At 62.8% G+C, this 24,706-nt stretch carries 18 protein-coding genes; 13 read left to right on the top strand and 5 right to left on the bottom strand.

The window, feature by feature from the left end; all coding sequences use genetic code 11:
• Positions 1–68: 68 nt before the first annotated feature.
• The 3 genes from zipA to E8E91_RS23940 all read right to left on the bottom strand — a co-directional run bounded on the left by zipA (position 69) and on the right by E8E91_RS23940 (position 5,281).
• On the bottom strand, positions 69–884 hold the full coding sequence (gene zipA / locus E8E91_RS23930) for a cell division protein ZipA (RefSeq protein WP_280379367.1): 816 nt from the start codon (positions 882–884) through the stop codon (positions 69–71).
• A 235-nt stretch (positions 885–1,119) separates the two neighbouring features.
• A complete protein-coding gene (smc, locus tag E8E91_RS23935) occupies positions 1,120–4,608 on the bottom strand; it encodes a chromosome segregation protein SMC (RefSeq protein ID WP_280379370.1) in 3,489 nt (1,162 codons plus the stop codon).
• A gap of 13 nt (positions 4,609–4,621) precedes the next feature.
• Positions 4,622–5,281, bottom strand: a complete 660-nt coding sequence (locus tag E8E91_RS23940; RefSeq protein ID WP_280379372.1) for a GntR family transcriptional regulator — start codon at positions 5,279–5,281, stop codon at positions 4,622–4,624.
• Between the two features lie 422 nt (positions 5,282–5,703).
• Here E8E91_RS23940 and xdhA point away from each other — a divergent pair, with 422 nt between their 5' ends.
• The 4 genes from xdhA to guaD all read left to right on the top strand — a co-directional run bounded on the left by xdhA (position 5,704) and on the right by guaD (position 12,047).
• Positions 5,704–7,143 (top strand): xanthine dehydrogenase small subunit, encoded by a 1,440-nt coding sequence (xdhA, locus tag E8E91_RS23945; RefSeq protein WP_280379374.1) that lies wholly within the window; start codon positions 5,704–5,706, stop codon positions 7,141–7,143.
• Complete coding sequence (xdhB, locus tag E8E91_RS23950) at positions 7,136–9,532, top strand: xanthine dehydrogenase molybdopterin binding subunit (protein ID WP_280379377.1); 2,397 nt, start codon at positions 7,136–7,138, stop codon at positions 9,530–9,532. Before xdhA ends, xdhB begins: the two co-directional genes overlap by 8 nt.
• A 242-nt stretch (positions 9,533–9,774) precedes the next feature.
• Positions 9,775–10,608, top strand: a complete 834-nt coding sequence (gene xdhC, locus E8E91_RS23955; protein WP_280379379.1) for a xanthine dehydrogenase accessory protein XdhC — start codon at positions 9,775–9,777, stop codon at positions 10,606–10,608.
• A 131-nt stretch (positions 10,609–10,739) separates the two neighbouring features.
• Entirely contained in the window at positions 10,740–12,047 is a 1,308-nt protein-coding gene (guaD, locus tag E8E91_RS23960) for a guanine deaminase (protein ID WP_280379380.1), read from the top strand.
• 297 nt (positions 12,048–12,344) lie between these two features.
• Here guaD and E8E91_RS23965 read toward each other — a convergent pair whose 3' ends face one another.
• Positions 12,345–13,115 (bottom strand): GntR family transcriptional regulator, encoded by a 771-nt coding sequence (locus tag E8E91_RS23965; RefSeq protein ID WP_190828741.1) that lies wholly within the window; start codon positions 13,113–13,115, stop codon positions 12,345–12,347.
• 617 nt (positions 13,116–13,732) lie between these two features.
• Here E8E91_RS23965 and E8E91_RS23970 point away from each other — a divergent pair.
• The 4 genes from E8E91_RS23970 (at position 13,733) to dctM (ending at position 18,615) form a co-directional block, all read left to right on the top strand.
• Positions 13,733–15,082: an NCS2 family permease gene (locus E8E91_RS23970; RefSeq protein WP_151135304.1), complete on the top strand. Its 1,350-nt coding sequence runs from the start codon at positions 13,733–13,735 to the stop codon at positions 15,080–15,082.
• Positions 15,083–15,620: 538 nt separating this feature from the next.
• Positions 15,621–16,616 carry a C4-dicarboxylate TRAP substrate-binding protein DctP gene (gene dctP / locus E8E91_RS23975; protein ID WP_280379384.1) on the top strand — a complete coding sequence of 332 codons (996 nt, stop codon included), beginning with the start codon at positions 15,621–15,623 and terminating at the stop codon, positions 16,614–16,616.
• Between the two features lie 71 nt (positions 16,617–16,687).
• On the top strand, positions 16,688–17,335 hold the full coding sequence (locus E8E91_RS23980; protein ID WP_280379387.1) for a TRAP transporter small permease: 648 nt from the start codon (positions 16,688–16,690) through the stop codon (positions 17,333–17,335).
• Complete coding sequence (gene dctM / locus E8E91_RS23985) at positions 17,332–18,615, top strand: C4-dicarboxylate TRAP transporter large permease protein DctM (RefSeq protein ID WP_280379388.1); 1,284 nt, start codon at positions 17,332–17,334, stop codon at positions 18,613–18,615. Before E8E91_RS23980 ends, dctM begins: the two co-directional genes overlap by 4 nt.
• 147 nt (positions 18,616–18,762) lie before the next feature.
• On the opposite strand, the gene uraH is transcribed toward dctM, so the two are convergent.
• Positions 18,763–19,116 carry a hydroxyisourate hydrolase gene (gene uraH, locus E8E91_RS23990; RefSeq protein WP_151135306.1) on the bottom strand — a complete coding sequence of 118 codons (354 nt, stop codon included), beginning with the start codon at positions 19,114–19,116 and terminating at the stop codon, positions 18,763–18,765.
• A gap of 421 nt (positions 19,117–19,537) precedes the next feature.
• On the opposite strand from uraH, the gene puuE reads away from it, so the two are divergent.
• The 5 genes from puuE to E8E91_RS24015 all read left to right on the top strand — a co-directional run bounded on the left by puuE (position 19,538) and on the right by E8E91_RS24015 (position 24,585).
• Positions 19,538–20,467: an allantoinase PuuE gene (gene puuE, locus E8E91_RS23995; RefSeq protein WP_280379390.1), complete on the top strand. Its 930-nt coding sequence runs from the start codon at positions 19,538–19,540 to the stop codon at positions 20,465–20,467.
• Positions 20,464–20,979 (top strand): 2-oxo-4-hydroxy-4-carboxy-5-ureidoimidazoline decarboxylase, encoded by a 516-nt coding sequence (uraD, locus tag E8E91_RS24000; RefSeq protein WP_280379391.1) that lies wholly within the window; start codon positions 20,464–20,466, stop codon positions 20,977–20,979. Before puuE ends, uraD begins: the two co-directional genes overlap by 4 nt.
• 161 nt (positions 20,980–21,140) lie before the next feature.
• The gene (locus tag E8E91_RS24005) at positions 21,141–21,644 is read left to right on the top strand and encodes an ureidoglycolate lyase (protein WP_280379393.1); all 504 of its coding nucleotides are present in this window, start codon (positions 21,141–21,143) and stop codon (positions 21,642–21,644) included.
• A gap of 52 nt (positions 21,645–21,696) precedes the next feature.
• The gene (locus E8E91_RS24010) at positions 21,697–23,004 is read left to right on the top strand and encodes a urate hydroxylase PuuD (RefSeq protein WP_280379395.1); all 1,308 of its coding nucleotides are present in this window, start codon (positions 21,697–21,699) and stop codon (positions 23,002–23,004) included.
• Between the two features lie 234 nt (positions 23,005–23,238).
• Positions 23,239–24,585, top strand: coding sequence for a nucleobase:cation symporter-2 family protein (locus tag E8E91_RS24015; RefSeq protein ID WP_280379397.1), 1,347 nt, complete (start codon positions 23,239–23,241; stop codon positions 24,583–24,585).
• The last annotated feature ends 121 nt before the right edge of the window (positions 24,586–24,706 follow it).

Here is a 24,706-nt window from a genome sequence, read left to right on the forward strand (position 1 = left end):
GGTTCAGGCTCGTTCTCTTGAAACAAAAAGAGCAGCCGGGGCTGCTCTTTAGTTGACTGGGCGCCGGATCAGCGCTTCTGGGTCATGTGCTTGCGCTCGAATTCGACGATGCGCTGGCGGTAATGCTCGATGGTCTGGGCAGTCATCACACTGCGCTGATCATCCTTCAGCTCGCCGTTCAGTTCCTGGGACAGCTTGCGGGCGGCGGCGACCATCACATCGAAGGCCTGCTTCGGATGACGCGGGCCCGGCAGGCCGAGGAAGAAGCTCACGGCGCGGGTGCTGAAGTGGTCGATATCGTCCAGGTCGAAGGTGCCGGGCTTGACGCCGTTGGCCATGGAGAACAGCACTTCACCGTTACCGGCCATGCTTTCGTGGCGGTGGAAGATGTCCATGGCGCCGAAGCGCAGGCCGCTTTCCAGGATGTTCTGCAGCAGGGCCGGGCCTTTGAAGCCGTCTTCATCGCGGGCGACGACGTTGATGACCAGGACTTCCTCGACCGGAACTTCCGGGGCCTGCACCTGCGGATGGACCTTGCCGTTCTTCTTGCCTTCATCGACCGGGTTGAGCAGGGTCGGCACCGGCTCGTCGAGGTTCAGGTCGCCCTGCTGCGGCTCGCCACGGCGTTTGCCGGATTCGCGGGCGCTGAGCGATGGCAGGTCTTCCTCGTCCAGTGACGGCTCCTGGTGAGAGCGGTCCTTGACCCGCGACGGGCCAAGCAGGTTTGGATCTTCATCATCATCCGGGACGTTGGAGAAGCTGCGATCCAGCTTGAACTTGAGTTTCCCCTTGCCGCCACTCATGCGGCGCCAGCCATCGAACAGAATGCCGGCGATTACGATGATGCCAATGACAATCAGCCACTCGCGCAGACCGATATCCATGTAGTCCTGTGTCCCCTAGTGAAAAATGCAAACTGACAATGGTGAAGAAAGGACATCCCGTCCCCTGAAACGTGGCGCCCAACTCCATGTTCTGAATGGCGTTTTCCACGTGCGACAAAATTGGGCATAAAGCTAGCACGACAAGCCCAGCAGAGAAACCTCTGATAGAGGCTTACTCCAAAGCCAACGCGAATTTGATCCCCGGAGCTTTCCAGGGTTCACAAGTGGCCGACCACTAGGCCTCGACCATCGACATCGCCTCCTCCACATCCACCGCCACCAGACGCGAGCAACCAGGCTCGTGCATGGTCACACCCATCAGCTGATCGGCCATTTCCATGGCGATCTTGTTGTGGGTGATATAGATGAACTGCACTTTCTCGGACATTTCCTTCACCAGTCGCGCATAACGACCGACGTTCGCGTCGTCCAGCGGCGCGTCCACCTCGTCCAGCATGCAGAACGGCGCCGGATTGAGCTGGAAGATGGCGAATACCAGGGCCAGCGCGGTAAGCGCCTTCTCGCCACCGGACAGCAGGTGAATGGTGCTGTTCTTCTTGCCTGGCGGCCGCGCCATGATGGCCACGCCGGTGTCCAGCAAGTCCTCGCCAGTCAGTTCCAGATAGGCGTGGCCGCCGCCGAATACCTTCGGGAACAGCGCCTGGAGACCGGCGTTGATCTGGTCGAAGGTTTCCTTGAAGCGGTTACGGGTTTCCTTGTCGATCTTGCGGATGACGTTTTCCAGCGTCTCCAGGGCTTCCACCAGGTCGTCGTTCTGCGCATCCAGGTAGCGCTTGCGCTCGGATTGCTGCTGGTATTCGTCGATGGCCGCAAGGTTGATCGGTCCGAGGCGCTGGATACGCGCGGCAAGGCGTTCGAGCTCTTCATCCCAGGCGCTTTCGCTGGCCTCGGCGGGAAGGGTGGCGAGTACGCCATGCAGGTCGTAGCCATCCTCGTGAAGCTGGTCCTGCAGGGTCTTGCGGCGGACCGTCAGGGCCTGCCATTCCAGGCGTTGCTGTTCCAACTGGCCACGCAGCAGCTGAGCCTGCTGCTCGGCCTGGGTCCGGCGTTTTTCGGCGTCGCGCAGTTCGCGGTCGGCGTCTTCCAGGGCCAGCCGCGCCTGCTTGAGTTCTTCCTCCACACCAAGGCGCTTCTCCAGCAGTTCTTCCAGCTTCAGGCGCAACTCTTCCAGCGGCGCTGCGCCCTCCTCCAGGTTCAGGCTGAGCTGCTCACGGCGCTCGTTGAGGCGCTCGAACTGCAGGGTCAGGCGCTCCAGGGCCTGGCGGGTGGAATCGTGCTGCGCCGTCAGGGAGCCGACGCGAACTGCCAACTGGTGGGCATGGTCCTTGTGCTGGCGGGCTTCCTGGCGAATCCGGTCGAGGCGTTCGCGCAGGCTGTCGCGCTCGGCGAGGAGCTGTTCGCGCTGCTCGGTATCGCTGGCCATGGCGTCCAGGGCGTCCTGCAGGGTCAGACGGGCCTCGCCCAACTGTTCATGCTCCAGGGCGCGCTGCTCATCCAGCTCGCGTAGTTCTTCTTCCAGGCGACGGCGGCGCAGGGCTAACTGTTCCACCTTCGCCTGCTGGGCGGACAGGCGGGCCTTGAGCTCGCCCAGGGCGCGGGATTCTTCCTGCAACAGGCGGCGCTGCTGCTCACGGGATTCTTCCTGTTGACGCTGGTCGTCACGCAGCCGCTGCAGGCTTTCTTCCAGTTGCTCCAGGGCGGCTTCGCGTTCTTCGCGCTCGGCATGCAGGCGTTCCAGTTCCTGGCCACGGGCCAGCAGACCGCTCTCCGCTTCACTGGCACGGCGCACCCGCAGGAAATTGCGCCCTACCCAGTAGCCATCCCGGCTTATAAGGCTTTCGCCCTCACCCAGGCTGCCACGGCGGGCCAGGGCATGGTCGAGGCTTTCCACGGGCTGGACCTTGGCCAGCCAGGGCGCCAGGTCCACTGGCGCCTCGACCTTGTCCAGCAGGCTACCCGGAACCCGCGCCCCGCCCTTGCCGGCACTGGCCAGGTGCAGTTCGCCCTGGCTGAAACCGGACAGGTCGAGGCCGTTGAATTCGTCCAGCAACACGGCCTGCAGATCAGCGCCGAGCACGGTTTCCACCGCCAGCTCCCAGCCCTGCTCCACGCGCAGGCCCTCAGCCAGGCGGGGGCGATCAGCCAGGTTGTGCTCCCGCAGCCATTCGGCGGCGCCCTTGCCGGGATTCAGCGCGGCCTGCTGCAAGGCCTCCAGCGAGGCGATGCGGCCGTTCAGCCGTTGCAGTTCGCCCTGAGCCTGCTGCTGGGCCTGGTTGGCCTGCTGCAGCTCTTCACGTAGTTGGTCCAGGCGCTCCGCCAGGCCCTGTTCGGCGGCCTGGAGCTCTTCCAGGCGCATGTCGCCGAGAGCCAGTTCTTCGAGCATTTCCTGGATTGCGGCATCTTCCGGGTCTGCGGCCAGTTGGGCGCGCTCGTCATTGAGGCGACGCTGGCGCTCCTGCAGGCGCTCCAGGCTCTGCTCCAGTTGCTGGATACGCGCCTGCTGCACTTCGGCCTGGCGGCGCGGCTCGGCGCTGCGCTGGTTGAAGCTGTCCCACTGCTCCTGCCAGGCATGCATGCCGGTTTCCGCTTCCTCCAGCTGGGCAGCGGCCTCTTCGGCGGAAGCGGCGCTCATTTCCTGCTCGGGGCCGAGCATCTCCAGCTCCTCGCTCAGCGTGGCGAGCAGAGTGCGGTCATGGCCCAGGTGGGATTCGGTTTCCTGGCGGGCGCGTTCGGCCTCGCGCAGGTCGTCCTGCAACTGGCGCAGGCGCTGCTGGCCGTGCTGGATGCTCTGCTCCACCCGGGCGATATCGCCGCCCACTGAATAGAAGCGGCCCTGCACCTGATTGAAGCGCTCGGACAGCTCGTGGTGTCCGTCACGCAGGCGCTCGATGCTGGCGTCGGCGTTGCGCTGCTCGGCCACCAGGGCCTCGAAGCTGACTTCCTGGTTGCCGATCACCGCCTCGCGCTGGCCGACCTGGTCGTTCAACGCGCGCCACTTCAAGGCGGCGAGCTGGGCCTTGAGCTGACGCTCCTCGGCTTTGTACTCCTGGTACTTCTCGGCGGACTGGGCCTGGCGGTGCAGGCGTTCCAGCTGGCGCTCCAGTTCCTCGCGCAGGTCGGTCAGGCGCGCCAGGTTCTCCTGGGTGCGGCGGATGCGACTCTCGGTCTCGCGGCGGCGCTCCTTGTACTTGGAGATGCCGGCGGCTTCCTCGATGAAGTTGCGCAGATCCTCGGGCTTGGCCTCGATCAGCTTGGAGATCATCCCCTGCTCGATGATCGAGTAACTGCGCGGGCCCAGGCCGGTGCCGAGGAAGATATCGGTGATATCACGGCGCCGGCACTTGGTGCCGTTGAGGAAATAGGTGTTCTGGCCGTCGCGGCTGACACGGCGGCGAATGGAAATCTCGGCGAACGCGGCGTACTCGCCCACCAGGGTGTTATCGGAGTTGTCGAAGATCAGCTCGATGCTGGCCTGGGCGACCGGTTTGCGGGTATTGGAGCCGTTGAAGATGACGTCGGTCATCGACTCGCCACGGAGGTTCTTCGCCGAACTCTCGCCCATTACCCAGCGAACGGCGTCGATGATGTTCGACTTGCCGCAACCATTGGGACCGACCACGGCCGCCATGTTGCTGGGGAAGCTGACGGTCGTCGGGTCAACGAAGGACTTGAAGCCGGCCAGCTTGATGCACTTCAGCCGCATCGATGTGCTCCGTTCAACGCTCGGCCAGCGCCGCGAGCACCAGGTCGCAGTTCTGTTTGCCGTAACCCAGCAGCACTTCGCGAATCCTCGCCTGGTCGCGGGCGATCACCGCGTGCAGCAGGTCGTCGAACACTGCGCCGAACTGGCCCATCTGGCCCCGGCGGCGTTCCAGGGCGATGTAATAGGTGCGAGCGATGGCTGGCTGCAGGTTATCCAGGGTCTGCTGCAGGTAGGGGTTGTCGGCGAAGGGATAGGCCGTCTGCATGATGGCGAAGCTGGCCTCGACGAACGCCAGGATGTCTTCCCGCTGGCGCGCTTCGGCCAGGCGCTGCTGGATGGCGCGGAAGGGCAGGAGGTCGTCCTCGCTGCGCCAGTGCTCGGCAACGGCGTAGCCGAGCAGGATGTAAAGCTCCATCACCAGGGTATAGAGGCTGCGCACGTGCTGCTGCGTCAGCTCGGATACCTGGGCGCCGCGGCGCGGCAGGATGGTGATCAGGTGGCGTCGTTCGAGAATCAGCAGCGCTTCGCGCACCGAGCCCCGGCTGACATTCATGGCCTGGGTGACTTTCTGTTCCTGGATGCGCTCACGCTCTTTCAACTCGCCGCGAATGATGCGCTCGGCGAGGTGCTGGGCAATCTGCTCGGAGAGGCTGTCCGGTGCCTTGAACGTCATGGTTTTCCTTCGAACTGGGGAACATTGTGCGCTGCGCCGGAGCTTTCCCACGCCAAAGCTCCGGCGCTGACAGTACTACGGGTACGGGCAGTGGGCGCAAGAGCAAAAAGGGGAAATTTCCGACTCTGCCGCAGGACGCGGGCAGGGAGCGGATTCTACCACAAGGCAATGGGCGCCACGGGCGGCTCCGCGAATGGAAACGGTCGAGGACAGGCACCCTCCCCTGCCTTTTCTACAATTAGGACAGGAGGCGCGAAACACGCCTGAACCTTGAGACAGAGCGCTTGCGGTGGCTAATAACTGAAAGATATGAATATTTCCTGACTTTTGAGTCAAATATTTATTGACCCACAGGTCAGACCCCACTAAATTTGCCGCCATACGAGCCCTCGTAAAAACAATAAAGTGCCTGGAGGTCGTCCTTGATCCAGTTTTTACTCAATCGGGAGCTGCGCACCGAGCAAGCCCTCGATCCCAATGTCACGGTGCTCAACTACCTGCGTGAGCATGTCGGCAAACCCGGTACCAAAGAAGGCTGTGCCTCGGGCGATTGCGGTGCCTGCACCGTGGTTGTCGGCGAGCTGGACGGGGACCGCATCCGCTACCGCACCCTCAACTCCTGCCTGACCTTCGTGTCGTCGCTGCACGGCAAGCAACTGATCACCGTGGAAGACCTCAAGCACCAGGGCCAACTGCATTCCGTGCAGCAGGCCATGGTCGACTGCCACGGTTCCCAGTGCGGCTTCTGCACCCCCGGCTTCGTCATGTCCCTGTTCGCCCTGCAGAAGAACAGCAACGGCTACGACAAGGCCCAGACCATGGAAGCCCTGGCCGGCAACCTGTGCCGCTGCACCGGCTACCGCCCGATCATCGACGCCGCCGAGCAGGCCTGCTGCCAGAAGCAGCCCGACCAGTTCGACGTTGCCGAAGCCCAGACCGTCGCTCAGCTGAAAGCCATCGCCCCGCGCGAGACCGCCGAGCTGAACAGCGGCGACAAGCGCTGCCTGGTTCCGCTGACCGTCGCTGACCTGGCCGACTTCTACGTGTCCAACCCGCAGGCCCGCCTGCTGGCTGGCGGCACCGACCTGGCCCTGGAAGTCACTCAGTTCCACCGTGAACTGCCGGTGATGATCTATGTCGGCCACATCGACGCCATGAAGCGCATCGAGCAGAACGGCGACTACATCGAAATCGGCGCCGCCACTCCGCTGTCCGACTGCTACGAGACCCTGTCCCAGGAGTACCCGGACTTCGGCGAACTGCTGCACCGCTTCGCCTCCCTGCAGATCCGCAACCAGGGCACCCTGGGCGGTAACATCGGCAACGCCTCGCCCATCGGCGACGCCCCGCCGCTGCTGATTGCCCTCGGCGCCGAGATCGTCCTGCGCAAGGGCAACCAGACCCGCATCCTGCCGCTGGACGAATACTTCCTCGATTACAAGGTCACTGCCCGCCAGGAGTCCGAGTTCATCGAGAAGGTGCGCGTGCCGCGCGCCCGCAATAACCAGACTTTCCGCGCCTACAAAGTCTCCAAGCGCCTGGACGACGACATCTCCGCCGTCTGCGCCGCGTTCAACCTGGTGATCGAGAACGGCCAGGTGCGCAAGGCCCGCGTCGCCTTCGGCGGCATGGCCGGCATTCCCAAGCGTGCCAGCGCATGCGAACAGGCCCTGATCGGCGCCGCCTGGTACCCGGGCACCGTCGAGCGCGCCTGCGAAGCACTGGCCAAGGACTTCACTCCGCTCTCGGACTTCCGCGCCAGTAAGGAATATCGCCTGCTGACCGCCCAGAACCTGCTGCGCAAGTTCTTCCTCGAGCTGCAATCCCCAGAAGTCGAAACCCGGGTGACCGCATATGTCTAATCACTTCCACCACAAGTCCCAGGAAGAGCTGGCGGAACTGTTCCGTGCCGACATCACCACCGGCGTCGGCAAGAGCGTCAAGCACGAGAGCGCGCCCAAGCATGTGACCGGCGAGGCCGTGTACGTCGACGACCGCCTGGAGTTCCCCAACCAGCTGCACGTCTATGCCCGCATGAGCGACCGTGCCCATGCGCGCATCACCCGCATCGATACCACGCCCTGCTACCAGTTCCCGGGCGTAACCATCGCCATTACCGCCAAGGACGTGCCCGGCCAGCTGGACATCGGTCCGGTGGTTGCCGGTGACCCGCTGCTGGCGGACGGCAAGGTCGAGTACGTCGGTCAGGTGGTCCTGGCCGTAGGCGCCGACAGCCTGGAAACCGCACGCAAGGCCGCCATGGCCGCCATCGTCGAATACGAAGACCTGGAGCCCGTGCTGGACGTGGTGGAAGCGCTGCGCAAGAAGCACTTCGTACTGGACAGCCACCAGCACAAGCGTGGTGATTCCAGCACCGCGCTGGCCAATTCGAAGAACCGCATCCAGGGCACCCTGCATATCGGCGGCCAGGAGCACTTCTACCTGGAGACCCAGATCTCCTCCGTCATGCCCACCGAAGACGGCGGCATGATCGTCTACACCTCCACCCAGAACGCCACCGAAGTGCAGAAGCTGGTGGCCGAGGTGCTGGGCGTGCCGATGAACAAGATCGTCATCGACATGCGTCGCATGGGTGGCGGCTTCGGCGGCAAGGAAACCCAGGCGGCCGGCCCGGCCTGCCTGTGCGCGGTGATCGCGCACCTGACCCGTCGTCCAACCAAGATGCGCCTGCCGCGCATGGAAGACATGACCGTCACCGGCAAGCGTCACCCCTTCTATGTCGAGTACGACGTGGGCTTCGATGAGAACGGCCTGCTCACCGGCATCGAACTGGAACTGGCGGGCAACTGCGGCTACTCGCCCGACCTGTCCGGCTCCATCGTCGACCGCGCGATGTTCCACTCGGACAACGCCTACTTCCTCGAAAACGCCACCATCAATGGTCACCGTTGCAAGACCAACACCGCCTCGAACACCGCTTACCGTGGTTTCGGCGGCCCGCAGGGGATGGTCGCGATCGAAGAAATCATGGATGCCATCGCGCGCCACCTGGGCAAGGACCCGCTGGATGTCCGCAAGCTGAACTACTACGGCAAGGACGAGCGCAACGTCACCCACTACTACCAGACCGTCGAGCACAACATGCTCGCCGAGATGACTGCGGAACTGGAAGAAAGCGCCGAGTACGCCAAGCGCCGTGAGGAAATCCGCGAATTCAACGCGAAGAGCCCGGTGCTGAAGAAAGGCCTGTCGATGACGCCGGTGAAATTCGGCATCAGCTTCACCGCCACCTTCCTCAACCAGGCCGGCGCGCTGGTGCACATCTACACCGACGGCAGCATCCACTTGAACCACGGCGGCACCGAGATGGGCCAGGGCCTGAACACCAAGGTCGCCCAGGTGGTGGCCGAAGTCTTCCAGGTGGACATCTCGCGTATCCAGATCACCGCCACCAATACCGACAAGGTGCCCAACACCTCGCCGACCGCCGCCTCCAGCGGCACCGACCTGAACGGCAAGGCTGCGCAGAACGCCGCCGAAACCATCAAGGGCCGGCTGGTGGAGTTCCTCGCCAATCACTTCAAGGCGACCACCGAGGACGTGGAGTTCAAGAACGACCAGGTGCGCGTGCGCGACCACTTCCTCTCCTTCGAGGAAATGATCCAGCTCGCCTACTTCAACCAGATTTCGCTCTCCAGCACCGGCTTCTATCGCACGCCGAAGATCTTCTACGACCGCGACAAAGCCGCCGGCCGCCCCTTCTACTACTTCGCCTACGGCATCGCCTGCTGCGAAGTGCTGGTCGACACCCTGACCGGCGAGTACAAGATGCTGCGCACCGACATCCTGCATGACGTGGGCGCCTCCCTGAACCCGGCCATCGACATCGGCCAGGTCGAGGGTGCCTTCGTCCAGGGCATGGGCTGGCTGACCACCGAGGAACTGGTGTGGAACGCCAAGGGCAAGCTGATGACCAACGGTCCGGCGAGCTACAAGATCCCGGCCATCGCCGACATGCCCATCGACCTGCGGGTGAAGCTGGTTGAGAACCGCAAGAACCCCGAGCAGACGGTGTTCCACTCCAAGGCCGTGGGCGAGCCGCCCTTCATGCTCGGCATTGCCGCCTGGTGCGCCATCAAGGATGCCGTGGCAAGCCTGGGCGACTACAAGGCGCAGCCGCAGATCGACGCGCCGGCCACCCCTGAGCGCGTGCTCTGGGGCGTCGAGCAGATGCGCAAACTGCAACAGCTGGCCCAGGCCCCCGCCCAGGCGGAGACCGAGCCGGCATGACCCGGTAGGAGCCAGCTTGCTGGCGAAAGCGTTGCCTCCAACGACACGCGATTCGCCAGCAAGCTGGCTCCTACATAGATAAAACGGTGCAGAACAATGACAACATCCACCGATAGAACGAAGACGATGCAGCCGGACAATGACGCCGTGCTGCTGGAAACGCTGCCGGCACCGGTCCGTCCCAAGGATGACTGGCGGCTGTCGCGGACCACCAGGCCACTGCGTAGCTGGAGATTGAGCAAATGAGCTGGATCAGCGCCCTCGCCGACCTTCAGCACCGTGGTGAACCCTGCGTGCTGGTGACCATCATCGAAGAGCGTGGCTCGACCCCACGCAATTCCGGTTCGAAGATGGTCGTCACCGCCGAGCGCATCTTCGAGACCATCGGTGGCGGTCATCTCGAGTTCAAGGCGATGGAGATCGCTCGCGAGATGCTCGAAAGTCGCACACAGGACACCCGTCTGGAGCGCTTCAGCCTGGGCGCCAGCCTCGGCCAGTGCTGCGGCGGCGCGACCGTGTTGCTGTTCGAACCCATGGGCCAGCCCCAGGCGCATATCGCCGTGTTCGGTGCCGGCCACGTCGGCCGTGCATTGATTCCGCTGCTCGCCAGCCTGCCGTGCAAGGTGCGCTGGATCGACTCGCGGGAAAACGAATTCCCCGAGCAGATTCCGTCTGGCGTGGACAAGGTGGTCAACGAGGAAGTGATCGACGAGATCGCAGCGATGCCCAAGGGCAGCTATTTCATCGTCATGACCCACAACCACCAGCTGGATCTGGAACTCACCGCCGAGATCCTCAAGCGCAACGACTTCGCCTACTTCGGCCTGATCGGCTCGAAGACCAAGCGTGTCAAGTTCGAGCACCGCCTGCGCGAACGCGGCTTCGCAAGCGAAACCGTGCAACGCATGCGCTGCCCGATGGGCATTCAGGAGGTCAAGGGCAAGCTGCCGGTGGAGATCGCCATTTCCATCGCCGGCGAAGTGGTCGCCACCTACAACGCCAATTTCGGCCAGGAAGTGAAGAAGGGCGAAACCGTCGCCAAGCTGATTCCTTCCTCGCGCCGCGAACAGGCCTGAATTATTCCTTCCCCCACGGGGAAGGCGACGCGTAAGTGCCGGGTGGGGAGAGCCGCGTGACAGGGAGCTCCCCACTCCGGCCCCTCCCCTCGCGGGACGCAAGAATCGCAACGCCAATGAACGAGACTGACATGACCAGCCACGTAACCGCCTACCGCTCCGCCATCCTGCACAGCATCGCCGACCCCGCCCTGGTGGGCGTCGAGCAGTCCTATCAGTATTTCGAGGACGGCCTGCTGGTGGTGGAAGACGGTCGCATCAAGGCCCTGGGTGAAGCCAAGTCCCTGCTGCCGGGCCTGGATGCCGGCGTCGAGGTGCATGAGTATCGCGATGCCCTGATCACCCCCGGCTTCATCGACACCCATATCCACTTCCCGCAGACCGGCATGATCGCCTCCTACGGCGAGCAGCTGCTGGACTGGCTGAACACCTACACCTTCCCCACCGAGAAGCAGTTCGCAGACAAGGCCCACGCTGCTGACGTCGCGGGCATCTTCATCAAGGAACTGCTGCGCAACGGCACCACCACCGCCCTGGTGTTCGGCACCGTGCACAAGGAGTCGGTGGAAGCCTTCTTCGAAGCCGCCCAGTCGCTCGATCTGCGGATGATCGCCGGCAAGGTGCTGATGGACCGCAATGCCCCGGACTACCTGACCGATACCGCCGAGTCCGGCTATGCGGACAGCAAGGAGCTGATCGAGCGCTGGCACGGCAAGGGCCGCCTGCACTATGCGGTGACCCCGCGCTTCGCCCCCACCAGCACCCCCGAGCAACTGGAGCTGGCGGGCAAGCTGTATGCCGAGTACCCGGGCCTGTACATGCACACCCACCTGTCCGAAAACCGCAAGGAAATCGAATGGGTGAAAGAGCTGTTCCCGGAGCGCAAGGGCTACCTGGACGTCTATGACCACTACAAGCTGATCGGCGAGCGCTCGGTCTTCGCCCATGGCGTGCACCTCTGCGACGACGAGTGCAAGCGCCTGGCGGAAACCGGCTCGGCCGTAGCCTTCTGCCCCACCTCCAACCTGTTCCTGGGCAGCGGCCTGTTCGACCTGGAGAAGCTGGAAGAGCACGGCGTGCGCGTGGGCCTGGGCACCGACGTGGGCGCTGGCACCAGCTTCTCCCAACTGCAATCGCTGAACGAGGCGTACAAGGTGATGCAACTGCAGGGCAAGAAGCTCGACCCCTTCAAGTCACTGTACCTGGCCACCCTGGGCGGCGCCCGCTCGCTCTACCTGGACGACAAGATCGGCAACTTCCAGGCCGGCAAGGACGCGGACTTCGTGGTCCTGGACTACAAGGCCACCCCGCTGCTGGACTACCGCATGCAGCAGGCCAAGAGCCTTCCGGAACGCCTGTTCGCCCTGACCATCCTCGGCGACGACCGCACCGTGAAAGAGACCTTCGCTGCCGGTCGCAGCGTGCACAAGCGCGGCTGATCGAACGCGCAAACAGAAATGCCCCGCTTCGGCGGGGCTTTTCTTTTGGAATTCCGGTGGGTTCAGCAGCCTTGTAGGAGCTAGCTTGCTAGCGAAAAGGGGCCATTCGCTGGCAAGCCAGCTCCTACGGGCAATGCAACCCGTAGGATGGGTGGAGCGGAACGATACCCATGCAAATTCCAATTGATGGGTATCGCAAGCTCGCGGAACGCCGCCCGACCCATCCTACGTTCTGGCCGTGCCTTCACGCTCAAACAAAAAACCCCGCATTCGCGGGGCTCTTTACCTGGGTCTGAATCAGACGTTACGCGGCGTTGCGCGGCCGGGCTTCTTCTTGGTCTGCAGCAGGTGCGAGAACACCGCGTGCAGGTCGTCCGAGGCACCGCCTTCGTCCAGGTTCAGCTTGTCGTCGATGTGATCCATGTGGTGCATCATCAGCATCACCGCGCGCTCGGCATCGCGGGACTCGATGGCGTCGATCAGGCGATTGTGCTCATCGAAAGAACAGTGGGAGCGGCTGCCGCTCTCGTACTGGGCGATGATGAGGGAGGTCTGCGATACCAGGCTGCGCTGGAAGCTCACCAGGGGGGCGTTCTTCGCCGCTTCAGCCAGCTTCAGGTGGAACTCGCCGGAAAGGCGGATGCCGGCGCCACGGTCGCCACGGGAGAAGCAGGCCTGCTCTTCAAGGACCATCTGCCGCAGTTCCTGCAGCTGCTCGGCGGTGGCGTGCTCGACCGCCAGCTCGGTAATGGCGCGCTCCACCAGTCGGCGCGCGTAAAAGATCTGCCGGGCTTCCTCGACGCTGGGGCTGGCCACTACGGCGCCACGATTAGGTCGCAACAGCACGACGCCCTCATGGGCAAGGCGCGACAGGGCACGACGGATGATGGTGCGGCTGACGCCGAAAATCTCACCCAGGGCCTCTTCGCTCAGCTTGGTACCGGGAGCGAGGCGCTGCTCGAGAATCGCATCGAAAATGTGCGCGTAGACGACGTCGTCCTGAGTGCCGCTGCGGGTGCTTTTGGCGGTGCGCGGCTGCTTCTTGAGTGGCTGCAACTGTTCGTTCATGGGTGCTCGCGTAAAGGGGGTCGGCGGTATTCCAGGGCCCTTTTTGCCCCTTTTCGCCGGGCTGAGCAGGTGGGTCAGCGGGGGAAATCAGGGAAAAATCGAGTGATATTGTACACAATCATCCCCCCTTGAACAGTTTCGCAGCAGCTCCAACCCCATTCCTGACCGGTTGCACAGGTTTTCCAGCAGGATCCAGCCACCTCTTTTTTCATTGAGGGTTGAAGCGACAAACCTGCGGATTTCCCTACATTTTTTTGTCATAAGCGCGGCTAGCGCAGTGCCATTTCGTGCTTTCGCGCCCCTCCCTCCACTCCAGCGCTCTTTTGGCATGACTCCATAAGTCATTGTTTTTTAACGACTTGATTAATTCGTTAGCCTGCAAATTGTCGCGACATAACCTAACCGTACGGTCAACTTTTGTTGATTGGATCGTTTTTTCGAACATTGAAAACATTATTTGTTTTTTTTGTATACAAAGGCATAATCGCGCCGTGACTTCCTGACCCTGCGGTCAAGTATTGGAGGAAGTGCACCACTCACGCCATCCGCCTCAGTCAGTCCGGAGCCAGCTCCCGGCTCTGGGTGAACAAAACAAAAGAGATGAGGAGTACCACGCTGTGGAAAGCATCAAACAACAAGAACAAGGAACGTACGTCGCTACACCGCCCGCCAAGGGTCTGCTTGAACGTCTCTTCAAGCTCAGCCTGCACGGCACCACCGTGAAGACTGAACTGGCTGCAGGCCTGACCACCTTCATCACCATGGCCTACATCATTTTCGTCAACCCGAACATCATGGCCGATGCCGGGATCGATCATGGCGCAGCCTTCGTTGCCACCTGCCTTGCCGCAGCCTTCGGCTGTCTCCTCATGGGCCTCTACGCCAACTGGCCAGTCGGCCTCGCTCCGGGCATGGGCCTGAACGCCTTCTTCACCTACACCGTGGTCAACACCATGGGCTACAGCTGGCAGATCGCGCTTGGCGCGGTGTTCCTCTCCGGCGTGCTGTTCATGATCCTGACCTTCTCGCGCATCCGTGAGTGGCTGCTCAACAGCATCCCGAGCAGTCTGCGCTTTGCCATGGGCGCGGGTGTCGGCCTGTTCCTCGGGCTGATCGGCCTGAAGACCGCTGGCATCGTGGTTGCCCATCCGGCCACCCTGGTGCACATCGGTGACCTGACCTCCCCCGGCCCGCTGCTGGCCGCCATCTGCTTCCTGATGATCGCGGTACTGGAATACCGCCGCATCTTCGGCGGCATCCTGATCAGCATCCTCACCGTGACCCTGATCGGTGTTGGCCTGGGCATCGTCAAGTTCGGCGGCGTGTTCTCCATGCCCCCGAGCCTGGCTCCGACCTTCATGGCCATGGATATCACCGGCGCATTCAACGTGACCATGGTGAGCGTGATCCTTGCGTTCCTCTTCGTGCACATGTTCGACACCGCCGGCACCCTGATGGGCGTGGCCCAGCGTGCCAACCTGGTGCAGGAAGACGGTCGTATCGAGAACCTGTCCCGCGCCATGAAAGCGGACAGCGCCTCCAGCGTGTTCGGTGGCGTGCTCGGCGTACCGCCGGTCACCAGCTATGTGGAAAGTGCTGCGGGCGTTGCTGCTGGCGGCCGCACCGGCCTGACCGCAGTAACCGTGGGCATCCTGTTCATCGCCGCGATGTTCTTCGCCCCGCTGGCCGGCATGATCCCCGCCTACGCCACCGCTGGCGCGCTGATCTACGTTGCGATGCTGATGATGGGCGGCATGGCCCACATCGACTGGAAGGAACACACCGAAACCATCCCGGCCATCGTCACCGTCATCATGATGCCGCTGACCTTCTCGGTCGCCGACGGTATCGCCCTGGGCTTCGTGACCTACGTCGCCATGAAGGCCTTCACCGGCAAATACAAGGATGTGTCGGTAAGCCTGTATGCCCTGTGCGCCATCTTCGTGGCCAAGTTCATCTTCCTGTAATCGCAGGTAGCGCTTCACCGGGCCCTGTCGCTTTGCGCCAGGGCCTTTTCATTTGCACCGAGAGGCTTTCGAGAGCATCCGATCCGGACTGACGTTGATCGGCGCCCTCCGCTCCTCACCCCTACGCTTGATTCGTCTCCCGCCGCAATGCCGCCCCGTTACCCGACAACGACAGACCGAGACGATTTCCGACCGTCGGCCGGCGAAATGGCAAATGCCGCCTAGACTCTCCCCTAAACCGACATTCCCCATGCATCAGCGCAGCCCCTTGGGCTGGCGCACAGGCTTTGTGTTGTCGATTTCCGCACTTCCCTTGCGCATCTCCCCGTGATGCGTTTCAGCCCGGCCTTGTGCCGGGCTTCTTTTTGGTCGGACGAACCGGCCGATTGCGCTCAGGCGAGCCACCGAGATGCCGCACTACGCCCGACAGTAGCAAATTGCCGTCAAACATCCCGCTGGGCGCATAGACTCTAATTATCGCCCCGTTCAGATTGCCCTCCGCTTCCTGATCCGCCCATCGCAACAAGAGGACGTGGCCATGAGCAACACAGTCCTGAAAGCACTTGCCTGCGCGCTAGCCCTGAGCGTCACCGGCACACTCCAAGCCGCCGACCCCATCGTCATCAAGTTCTCCCACGTCGTGGCCGAGCACACACCCAAGGGCCAGGGTGCACTGCTCTTCAAGAAGCTCGCGGAAGAACGCCTGCCCGGCAAGGTGAGAGTCGAGGTCTATCCCAACTCGTCGCTGTTCGGCGACGGCAAGGAAATGGAAGCCCTGCTGCTCGGCGACGTGCAGCTGATCGCGCCATCCCTGGCCAAGTTCGAGCAATACACCAAGCAGTTGCAGTTGTTCGATCTCCCATTCCTGTTCAACGACATCCAGGCAGTGGACCGATTCCAGCGCAGCCCCGAGGGCCAGGCGTTGTTGAAGTCAATGGAAAGCAAGGGCATAACCGGCCTCGGTTATTGGCACAACGGAATGAAGCAACTCTCAGCCAACAAGCCGCTTCGCACGCCCCGGGATGCACGGGGCCTGAAGTTTCGCGTCCAGGCTTCGGCGGTGTTGGAAGATCAGTTCAAGGCCGTACACGCCAACCCGCGCAAGATGGCCTTCGCCGAGGTTTACCAGGGCTTGCAGACCGGCGTGGTCAACGGCGCCGAGAACCCCTGGTCGAACATCTATTCGCAGAAGATGCACGAGGTGCAGCGGTACATCACCGAGTCCAATCACGGCGTCCTGGATTACATGCTGATCACCAACACCAGGTTCTGGGACGGCCTGCCGCCGGATGTGCGCAGTGAACTGGACAAGATCGTCCAGGAAGTCAGCCGCGAGGTGAACAAACAGGCCGATTCGCTCAACCAGGGTGACAAGCAACGCATCATCGAGGCCAAGACGAGCGAGGTCATCGAACTCACCCCAGAGCAGCGCTCCGAATGGCGCGACGCCATGAAACCGGTGTGGCAGAAGTTCGAGGCCGAGATAGGTCCCGACCTGATCAAAGCCGCCGATGCCGCCAACCAGCCTCGCTAATTCACACGCCACCGGTGCGGGACCTGCCCTTGCCACCCGGCCCAGCGCATCGGCCATCGGGAGGTGCCCCCATGAACGCCCTGCGGCATGCCTGGAATCATTTCGAGGAAGGCTTCATCGCGTTCCTCCTTGCCGCGATGACCCTGGTGACGTTCGCCTACGTCGTCGTCAATAACCTCTACACGGTCTTTTACGACCTTGCAGATCGCTGGCCGAGCGCCAGTGCCCCCCTCTTCGCTATCGGCGACAGCATCATGGGTGCAGCCCAGGCCATGACCTGGAGCACCGCGCTCACTAAAGCCTTGTTCGCCTGGCTGATATTCTTCGGACTCGCCTACGGCGTGCGCGTCGCGGGGCACATAGGCGTGGACACCCTGGTCCGGCTAACCCCCCGCCCTGCGCAGCGAGTCCTCGGCATCATTGCCTGCGGCTGCTGCCTGGGTTATGCCGGATTGATGGCCGGCGCCAGCTACGAGTGGATGCAGACGCTGATCGTCGCCGGCATAGGGGCGGAGGACCTGGGCCACTACGGCCTCCAGCAATGGCACATCGGCCTGATCGTTCCGCTGGGCTTCACACTCGTGTTCCTCCGCTATGCGGGGATCTTCGTGCGAATCCTGCGGCGCCGCCAGATAGGCCTGAACCTCGCCGACGAGACCGCCGAAGCCCTCAGATTGGCCGAGCACGACAGACGTGCGCCTGAGGATGAACGGCCATGACCATCCTCTTCCTCTTTTTCCTGCTGTTTCTGCTGCTCTTCATCGGCGTTCCCATAGCGATCTCGCTGGGTCTGTCCGGTGCACTGACCATCATCCTGTTCAGTCCGGACTCCGTGCGCTCCCTGGCCATCAAGCTGTTCGAGACGTCCGAGCACTACACCCTGCTGGCGATTCCATTCTTCCTCCTGGCGGGAGCCTTCATGACATCCGGTGGTGTCGCGCGGCGCCTGATCGACTTCGCCAATGCCTGCGTCGGCCACATTCGCGGCGGTCTGGCGATAGCCGCGGTATTGGCCTGCATGCTGTTTGCCGCGCTTTCCGGGTCTTCGCCAGCCACCGTTGCAGCGGTGGGTTCCATCGCCATCGCCGGCATGGTGCGTTCGGGATACCCACCGGCCTTTGGTGCCGGCATCATCTGCAACGCCGGCACGCTGGGCATACTGATCCCGCCGTCGATCGTCATGGTGGTCTATGCCGCCGCCACCGAAACCTCAGTCGGCAAGCTGTTCGTTGCCGGTGTGGTGCCAGGCATCATGCTCGGCACCACGCTGATGATTGCGATCTACATAGTCGCCATCCGCAAGAACCTGCCCGCCTTGCCCCGCGCGAGCCTGCACGAATGGCTGAACGCCGGGCGCAAGGCGCTCTGGGGGCTGCTGCTGATGCTGATCATCCTGGGCGGCATCTATGCCGGGATGTTCACACCCACCGAGGCCGCGGCAGTAGCAGCTGTCTACGCAGCCTTCATCGCGCTGTTCGTCTACAAGGACATGAAGCTGCGCGAGACGCCCAAGGTGCTGCTGGAGTCCGGCAAGCTCTCGATCATGCTGATGTTCATCATCGCCAACGCCATGCTCTTCGCCCATGTGCTGACGACCGAGCAACTGCCGCAGCAGATCACCGCCTGGGTGATAGACGCAGGCCTGTCGCCAATGATGTTCCTGCTGATGGTGAATCTGGTGCTGCTGGTGGCAGGAGCGTTCATGGAGCCATCAGCGATCATCCTGATCCTGGCGCCCATTCTCTTCCCAATCGCGATCAGGCTGGGTATCGACCCGATCCACCTGGGCATCATCATGGTGGTGAACATGGAAATCGGCCTGGTGACGCCGCCGGTCGGGCTCAACCTGTTCGTCACCTCGGCGATTAGCGGAATGCCCGTCACCGCCACCATACGCGCAGCCATGCCCTGGTTGATGATCCTGTTGGCCTTCCTCTTCCTGGTCACTTATGTGCCCTGGATTTCCCTGGTCCTGCCGAACTGGCTCGGCATGAGCTGATCCGTTGTGCTGCTGCGCGCGAAGCGCTTCCGCCTGGCGTTGCGCCAGGCTTTTCGGCCCGCCACTTTTCTACAGGCGAAAAAAAGGCCCGCAGTGTGGACGGGCCGTAAAGACTCCAGTGAGTCGAGGGTAACGAGTATTCGGAAACTAGCTGCCGCGATAGGTGGAATAGCTGTAGGGGGAGATCAGCAGCGGCACGTGGTAGTGATCCTGCTCGGCGGAGATGCCGAAGCGCAGCACAACCACATCGAGGAAAGCGGGTTCGGCGAGCTTCACGCCACGGGCGCGGTAGTAATCGCCGGCATGGAAGTGGATCTGGTAGACGCCGCTCTGGTAGTCGGCACCCTGCAGTACGGGCGCATCGCAACGGCCGTCGTCGTTGGTGGTGGCGGTGGCGACCAGCTCCAGGCCCGCGCCTTCTACGCGATAGAGCTCGATCTTGATATCACGGCCAGGGCAGCCGTGGGCGGCATCCAGTACATGCGTAGTCAAACGTCCCATTGCTCGCTGGGCGTCTACCAGGCCATTACGCGGCCAAGGCAGGAACGCCACACCTCCTCTGCTTGTTCATATCGGTGTGTGAGTGGGGTCGAAGCCCCGGTACGAGGCGCAGAATAACATGCGGCCGATGAAATGTAAGACATAAACACAAAAAATTGTACACAATCTCAGCACCATATCCCGCCAAGCCTTTGCGATGACTGGCCCCATCAGGATTTGCATGCATCGGCCAGCCCTCGGGGCTTATGCCATGCAGACCTGACCAGATGGGCAGGTTCGTTGACCGAACGCAGACTATCGAATCAGACAAAGATTTGATTTACAAAACGCATGACAGTTTGTATACAATCACCCCATCCCCGGTCGCGCACCACTTTCCAGGCTGTCGCTGATCGCCCAACAGACAAGAAGGAAGACTGCAGTGAGCGCCGAGTACCCACGCGACCTGATCGGTTACGGCAACAATCCTCCCCACCCGCACTGGCCGGGTGAGTCCCGCATCGCCCTGTCCTTTGTCCTCAATTACGAGGAAGGCGGCGAGCGCAATGTGCTCCATGGTGACAAGGAATCCGAAGCCTTCCTGTCCGAGATGGTGGCCGCCCAGCCGCTGCAGGGCGTGCGCAACATGAGCATGGAATCCCTCTACGAGTACGGCAGCCGTGCTGGTGTCTGGCGCCTGCTGAATCTGTTCAAGCAGCACGACATCCCCCTGACTATCTTCGCCGTCGCCATGGCCGCCCAGCGCCACCCGGACGCGATCCGCGCCATGGTCGAAGCCGGTCACGAGATCTGCAGCCACGGCTACCGCTGGATCGACTACCAGTACATGGACGAGGCCCAGGAGCGCGAGCACATGCTCGAAGCCATCCGCATCCTCACCGAACTGACCGGCGAGCGTCCGGTGGGCTGGTACACCGGCCGTACCGGCCCGAACACCCGTCGCCTGGTGATGGAGGAAGGCGGCTTCCTCTACGACTCCGACACCTACGACGACGACCTGCCCTACTGGGACCCGGCCAGCACCGCTGAGAAGCCGCACCTGGTCATCCCCTACACCCTGGACACCAACGACATGCGTTTCACCCAGGTGCAGGGCTTCAACAAGGGCGACGACTTCTTCGAATACCTCAAGGACGCCTTCGACGTGCTCTACGCCGAAGGTGCCGCCGGCGCGCCGAAGATGCTGTCCATCGGCATGCACTGCCGCCTGCTGGGCCGCCCCGCTCGCCTCGCTTCCCTGGCGCGCTTCATCGAGTACGTTAAAGGCTTTGATCAAGTCTGGTTCGCTCGCCGCGCCGACATCGCCCGCCACTGGCACGCCACCCACCCGTTCAAAGAGCAAGCCGAATGAGCCGCTTCCAGACCCTGACTCCGTCCACCCTGTCCCGCGAAGCCTTCGTCGAAGCGTTCGCCGACATCTACGAACACTCGCCCTGGGTTGCCGAGAAGGCCTTCGACCTGGGCCAGGACGACCGCGTCAACGAAATCGACGGCCTGCACCAACGCATGGCCGACCTGTTGCTCAGTGCCAGCCATGAAGCCCAGCTGGCGCTGATCAACGCTCACCCGGACCTGGCCGGCAAGGCAGCCGTCCGTGGCGAGCTGACCGAAGCCAGCACCAGCGAACAAGCCGGTGCCGGCATTCACGAATGCACGGCTGAAGAGTTCGCACGCTTCACCGAGCTGAACGACGCCTACAAGGCCAAGTTCGGGTTTCCTTTCATCATGGCGGTGAAAGGCAGCAACCGGCACCAGATCCTGGCGGCCTTCGAGGAGCGGATCCACAACTCCCCTGAAGCCGAGTTCTCCAGGGCGCTGGCCGAGATCAACAAGATCGCGCTGTTCCGCCTGCAGCAAATGTAAGCCGCAGTCGCACCGCCCCTATTCAGGACCGGGTGGGCCACGGCCCGCCCATCGGCTCTCCGCCACACAGGAGAGCCACGGGGGAGGATGGAAATACCGCCCTCCCCACCGGCCCCTCCCCCTCGCGGGATGGGAACCAGCAACGAACAAGTAGAACAGCCATGCGAACCCTGAAGATCGAGCCCCTGACCAAAGAAGCCTTCGCCCCCTTCGGAGATGTGATCGAAACCGACGGCAGCGAGTACTTCATGATCAACAACGGCTCCACCCGCCGTTATCACAAGCTGGCCACGGTCGAGACCGCCCAGCCCGAGGACAAGGCGATCATCAGCATCTTCAGCGCCGAATCTCTTGAGATGCCGCTGCGCATCCGCATGCTGGAACGACATCCGCAGGGCAGCCAGGCTTTCATTCCGCTGCTCGGCAACTCCTTTCTGGTCGTGGTCGCGCCAATTGGCGATGTACCTGTACCGGGTTTGGTCCGTGCCTTCCTCTCCAATGGCAGGCAGGGCGTTAATTACCATCGCGGCGTCTGGCACCACCCGGTGCTGACGATCGAAAAGCGGGATGACTTCCTGGTGGTTGATCGCAGTGGTTCTGGCAACAACTGCGACGAGCATTACTTCACTGAGGACGAGCAACTGCTCCTCGACCCCCACCACTAATAAGAGAAGCCCAACGATCGGCGTGCCGGTCGGCGGGAAAGAGGTAACAACTGTGGAAGCACATCTGACCGAATGGCTGAACCTGAGCATTCGCTGGGTTCACATGATCACCGGTATCGCCTGGATCGGCGCATCCTTCTATTTCGTCTGGCTGGAGAACAACCTGAACCGCGCCAACCCGCGCGACGGTCTGTCGGGTGACCTCTGGGCCATCCACGGTGGTGGCATCTACCACCTGGAGAAATACAAGCTCGCTCCGCCGAAAATGCCGGACAACCTGCACTGGTTCAAATGGGAAGCCTATTTCACCTGGTTGTCGGGCGTCGCCCTGCTGACCGTGGTGTTCTACATGAACCCGACCCTGTACCTGATCGCACCCGGCGTGGACATCGCTCCGGCTGCCGCCGTCGCCATCGGCATCGGCTCGCTGATCGCAGGCTGGTTCATCTATGACTTCCTCTGCGACTCGCCGCTGGGCAAGACCCCTGCCCTGCTCGGCCTCGTCCTGTTCGTGCTGGTGATCGGCGCTGCCTGGGGCTTCACCCATGTGTTCAGCGGCCGTGGTTCCTATATCCATGTCGGCGCCCTGATCGGCACCATCATGGTCGGCAACGTGTTCCGCATCATCATGCCGGCCCAGCGCGCGCTGGTTAAGGCCATCGAAGAGAACCGCACCCCGGACCCGGTCCTGCCGGCCAAGGGCCTGCTGCGTTCGCGCCACAACAACTACTTCACCCTGCCGGTGCTGTTCATCATGATCAGCAACCACTTCCCGAGCACCTACGGCAGCCAGTACAACTGGCTGATCCTGGCCGGGATCGCGGTGATCGCGGTACTGGTGCGCCACTACTTCAACACCCGCCACGACAGCAACAAGTTCGCCTGGACCCTGCCGGCCGGCGCCCTGGGCATGATCTGCCTGGCGTTCGTCACCGCGCCGAACTACAAGGCCGCCGAACCGAGCGTTGCCGTGGAGCCCGCCCACCAGGAGCAAGCCGCTCCCGCCGCCAGCAGCGCAGCTGCTCCGGCCAGCGAGAGCAAGCCCCAGGCTGCCGCACCGGCTGAATCCGCCGCCCCGGCCCAGGCCAGCGCCACCGGCACTGACTTCGGCAAGGTCCACAGCGTGATCCAGGAGCGCTGCGCCGTCTGCCATTCCGCCAAGCCCACCAGTCCGATGTTCACCTCGGCTCCGGGCGGCGTGATGTTCGACACCCCGCAGCAGATCCAGATGCTCGCACCGAAGATCCAGGCCCAGGCAGTCGCCAGCCAGATCATGCCGCTGGGCAACATCACCCAGATGACCCAGGAAGAGCGTGACCTGATTGGCCGTTGGATCGCCCAAGGCGCCAAGACCAAGTGAGCATCAAGGGGACCTGCAACATCGGCTCCCCCAATGACCACGGCAGGCGGTGACCCCAAGCACCGCCTGCTTTAAAGCCTGCCCCCAGGCGGGCTTCTTTTTCTTCCAGTAGTACCCGCAGTCCCCCGCCGGGTGCCACCCACCCGGCCAGCAACATGAATACCCGGCAAGCCGCACCCACGAGGTGCGGCATTGCCAAGCGACTTACAAGAACAAAAGCGCCCGAGGTGTTGCATGACCCCAACGACACAGCGAGAAATCGCCCTTTCGCCCGCTGACCAGCGCCTGCCCCTGATGCAATTGCTGCTTGTCGGTTTCCAGCATGTCCTGCTGATGTACGGTGGCGCCGTTGCCGTACCCCTGATCGTCGGCCAGGCCGCCGGTCTGTCCCGAGAAGAAATCGCCTTCCTGATCAACGCCGACCTGCTGGTCGCCGGTATCGCCACCATCATCCAGTCCATCGGCATCGGTCCGGTAGGCATCCGCATGCCGGTGATGATGGGCGCGAGCTTCGCCGCTGTGGGCAGCATGGTGGTGATGGCCGGAATGCCTGGCGTCGGTATCCAGGGCATATTCGGCGCCACCATCGCCGCCGGCTTCTTCGGCCTGCTGCTCGCCCCCTTCATGTCGCGCATCGTGCGCTTCTTCCCGCCGCTGGTGACCGGTACCGTGATCACCTCCATCGGCCTCACCCTCTTCCCGGTTGCGGTCAACTGGGCCGGCGGTGGTAGCCAGGCCAGCCACTTCGGTGCCCTGGAATACCTGTCCATCGCCGCCCTGGTACTGGGCACCATCCTGCTGGTGAACCGCTTCCTCAAGGGTTTCTGGGTGAACGTCTCGGTACTGATCGGCATGGCCCTGGGTTACGCCCTGGCCGGCGCCTGCGGAATGGTCGACCTCAACGGACTGGACGAGACCCCCTGGTTCCAGGTGGTGGAGCCTCTTCACTTCGGCATGCCGAAGTTCGAGCTGGCCTCGGTGCTGTCGATGTGTCTGGTGGTGGTGATCATCTTCGTCGAGTCCACCGGCATGTTCCTTGCTCTGGGCAAGATCACCGGTCGCGAAGTCTGTCCCAACGCACTGCGCCGCGGCTTGATGTGCGATGCGGGCGCCTCCTTCCTGGCGGGCTTCTTCAACACCTTCACCCATTCGTCCTTCGCCCAGAACATCGGGCTGGTACAGATGACCGGTGTCCGCAGCCGCTATGTGACGGTCGCCGCAGGTGGCTTCCTGATCGGTCTGAGCCTGCTGCCCAAAGCCGCCTTCCTGGTCGCTTCGATTCCGCCGGCAGTGCTCGGTGGCGCAGGTCTGGCGATGTTCGGCATGGTGGCCGCCACCGGCATCAAGATCCTCCACGAAGCGGACATCAGCGACCGTCGTAATCAGTTGCTGGTAGCCGTCAGCATGGGAATGGGCATGGCGCCGGTGGTTCGCCCCGAACTTTTCGCCCAGCTGCCCCACTGGATGGAGCCGATCACCCATAGCGGCATCGCCATGGCCACTGTCAGCGCCCTCACCCTGAACCTGCTGTTCAACATCCTGGGCGAGAAGGAGCGCAGCCGGCACTGCGCCGCCCACTAACCCTATTTGCTCCCATCCGTCCGAGCCCATCAGGCGCGGATGGAACTCCACAGCCCGTCTACCCGGCGGGCTCTTTTAAACACTTTCCTGGTACCGGCCCGCATCTGCGCAAGGCCGTTCA

Origin of the sequence: Pseudomonas sp. BN515 (assembly GCF_029873155.1) — a bacterium.
Lineage (GTDB): Bacteria > Pseudomonadota > Gammaproteobacteria > Pseudomonadales > Pseudomonadaceae > Metapseudomonas.

Excerpts from the sequence above, each read along its gene's own strand:
- zipA (WP_280379367.1), bottom strand. The coding sequence starts at position 884 with ATGGATATCGGTCTGCGCGAGTGGCTGATTGTCATTGGCATCATCGTA.
- smc (WP_280379370.1), bottom strand. The coding sequence starts at position 4,608 with ATGCGGCTGAAGTGCATCAAGCTGGCCGGCTTCAAGTCCTTCGTTGAC.
- E8E91_RS23940 (WP_280379372.1), bottom strand. The coding sequence starts at position 5,281 with ATGACGTTCAAGGCACCGGACAGCCTCTCCGAGCAGATTGCCCAGCAC.
- xdhB (WP_280379377.1), top strand. The coding sequence starts at position 7,136 with ATGTCTAATCACTTCCACCACAAGTCCCAGGAAGAGCTGGCGGAACTG.
- xdhC (WP_280379379.1), top strand. The coding sequence starts at position 9,775 with ATGAGCTGGATCAGCGCCCTCGCCGACCTTCAGCACCGTGGTGAACCC.
- guaD (WP_280379380.1), top strand. The coding sequence starts at position 10,740 with ATGACCAGCCACGTAACCGCCTACCGCTCCGCCATCCTGCACAGCATC.
- E8E91_RS23965 (WP_190828741.1), bottom strand. The coding sequence starts at position 13,115 with ATGAACGAACAGTTGCAGCCACTCAAGAAGCAGCCGCGCACCGCCAAA.
- dctP (WP_280379384.1), top strand. The coding sequence starts at position 15,621 with ATGAGCAACACAGTCCTGAAAGCACTTGCCTGCGCGCTAGCCCTGAGC.
- E8E91_RS23980 (WP_280379387.1), top strand. The coding sequence starts at position 16,688 with ATGAACGCCCTGCGGCATGCCTGGAATCATTTCGAGGAAGGCTTCATC.
- dctM (WP_280379388.1), top strand. The coding sequence starts at position 17,332 with ATGACCATCCTCTTCCTCTTTTTCCTGCTGTTTCTGCTGCTCTTCATC.
- uraH (WP_151135306.1), bottom strand. The coding sequence starts at position 19,116 with ATGGGACGTTTGACTACGCATGTACTGGATGCCGCCCACGGCTGCCCT.
- uraD (WP_280379391.1), top strand. The coding sequence starts at position 20,464 with ATGAGCCGCTTCCAGACCCTGACTCCGTCCACCCTGTCCCGCGAAGCC.
- E8E91_RS24005 (WP_280379393.1), top strand. The coding sequence starts at position 21,141 with ATGCGAACCCTGAAGATCGAGCCCCTGACCAAAGAAGCCTTCGCCCCC.
- E8E91_RS24015 (WP_280379397.1), top strand. The coding sequence starts at position 23,239 with ATGACCCCAACGACACAGCGAGAAATCGCCCTTTCGCCCGCTGACCAG.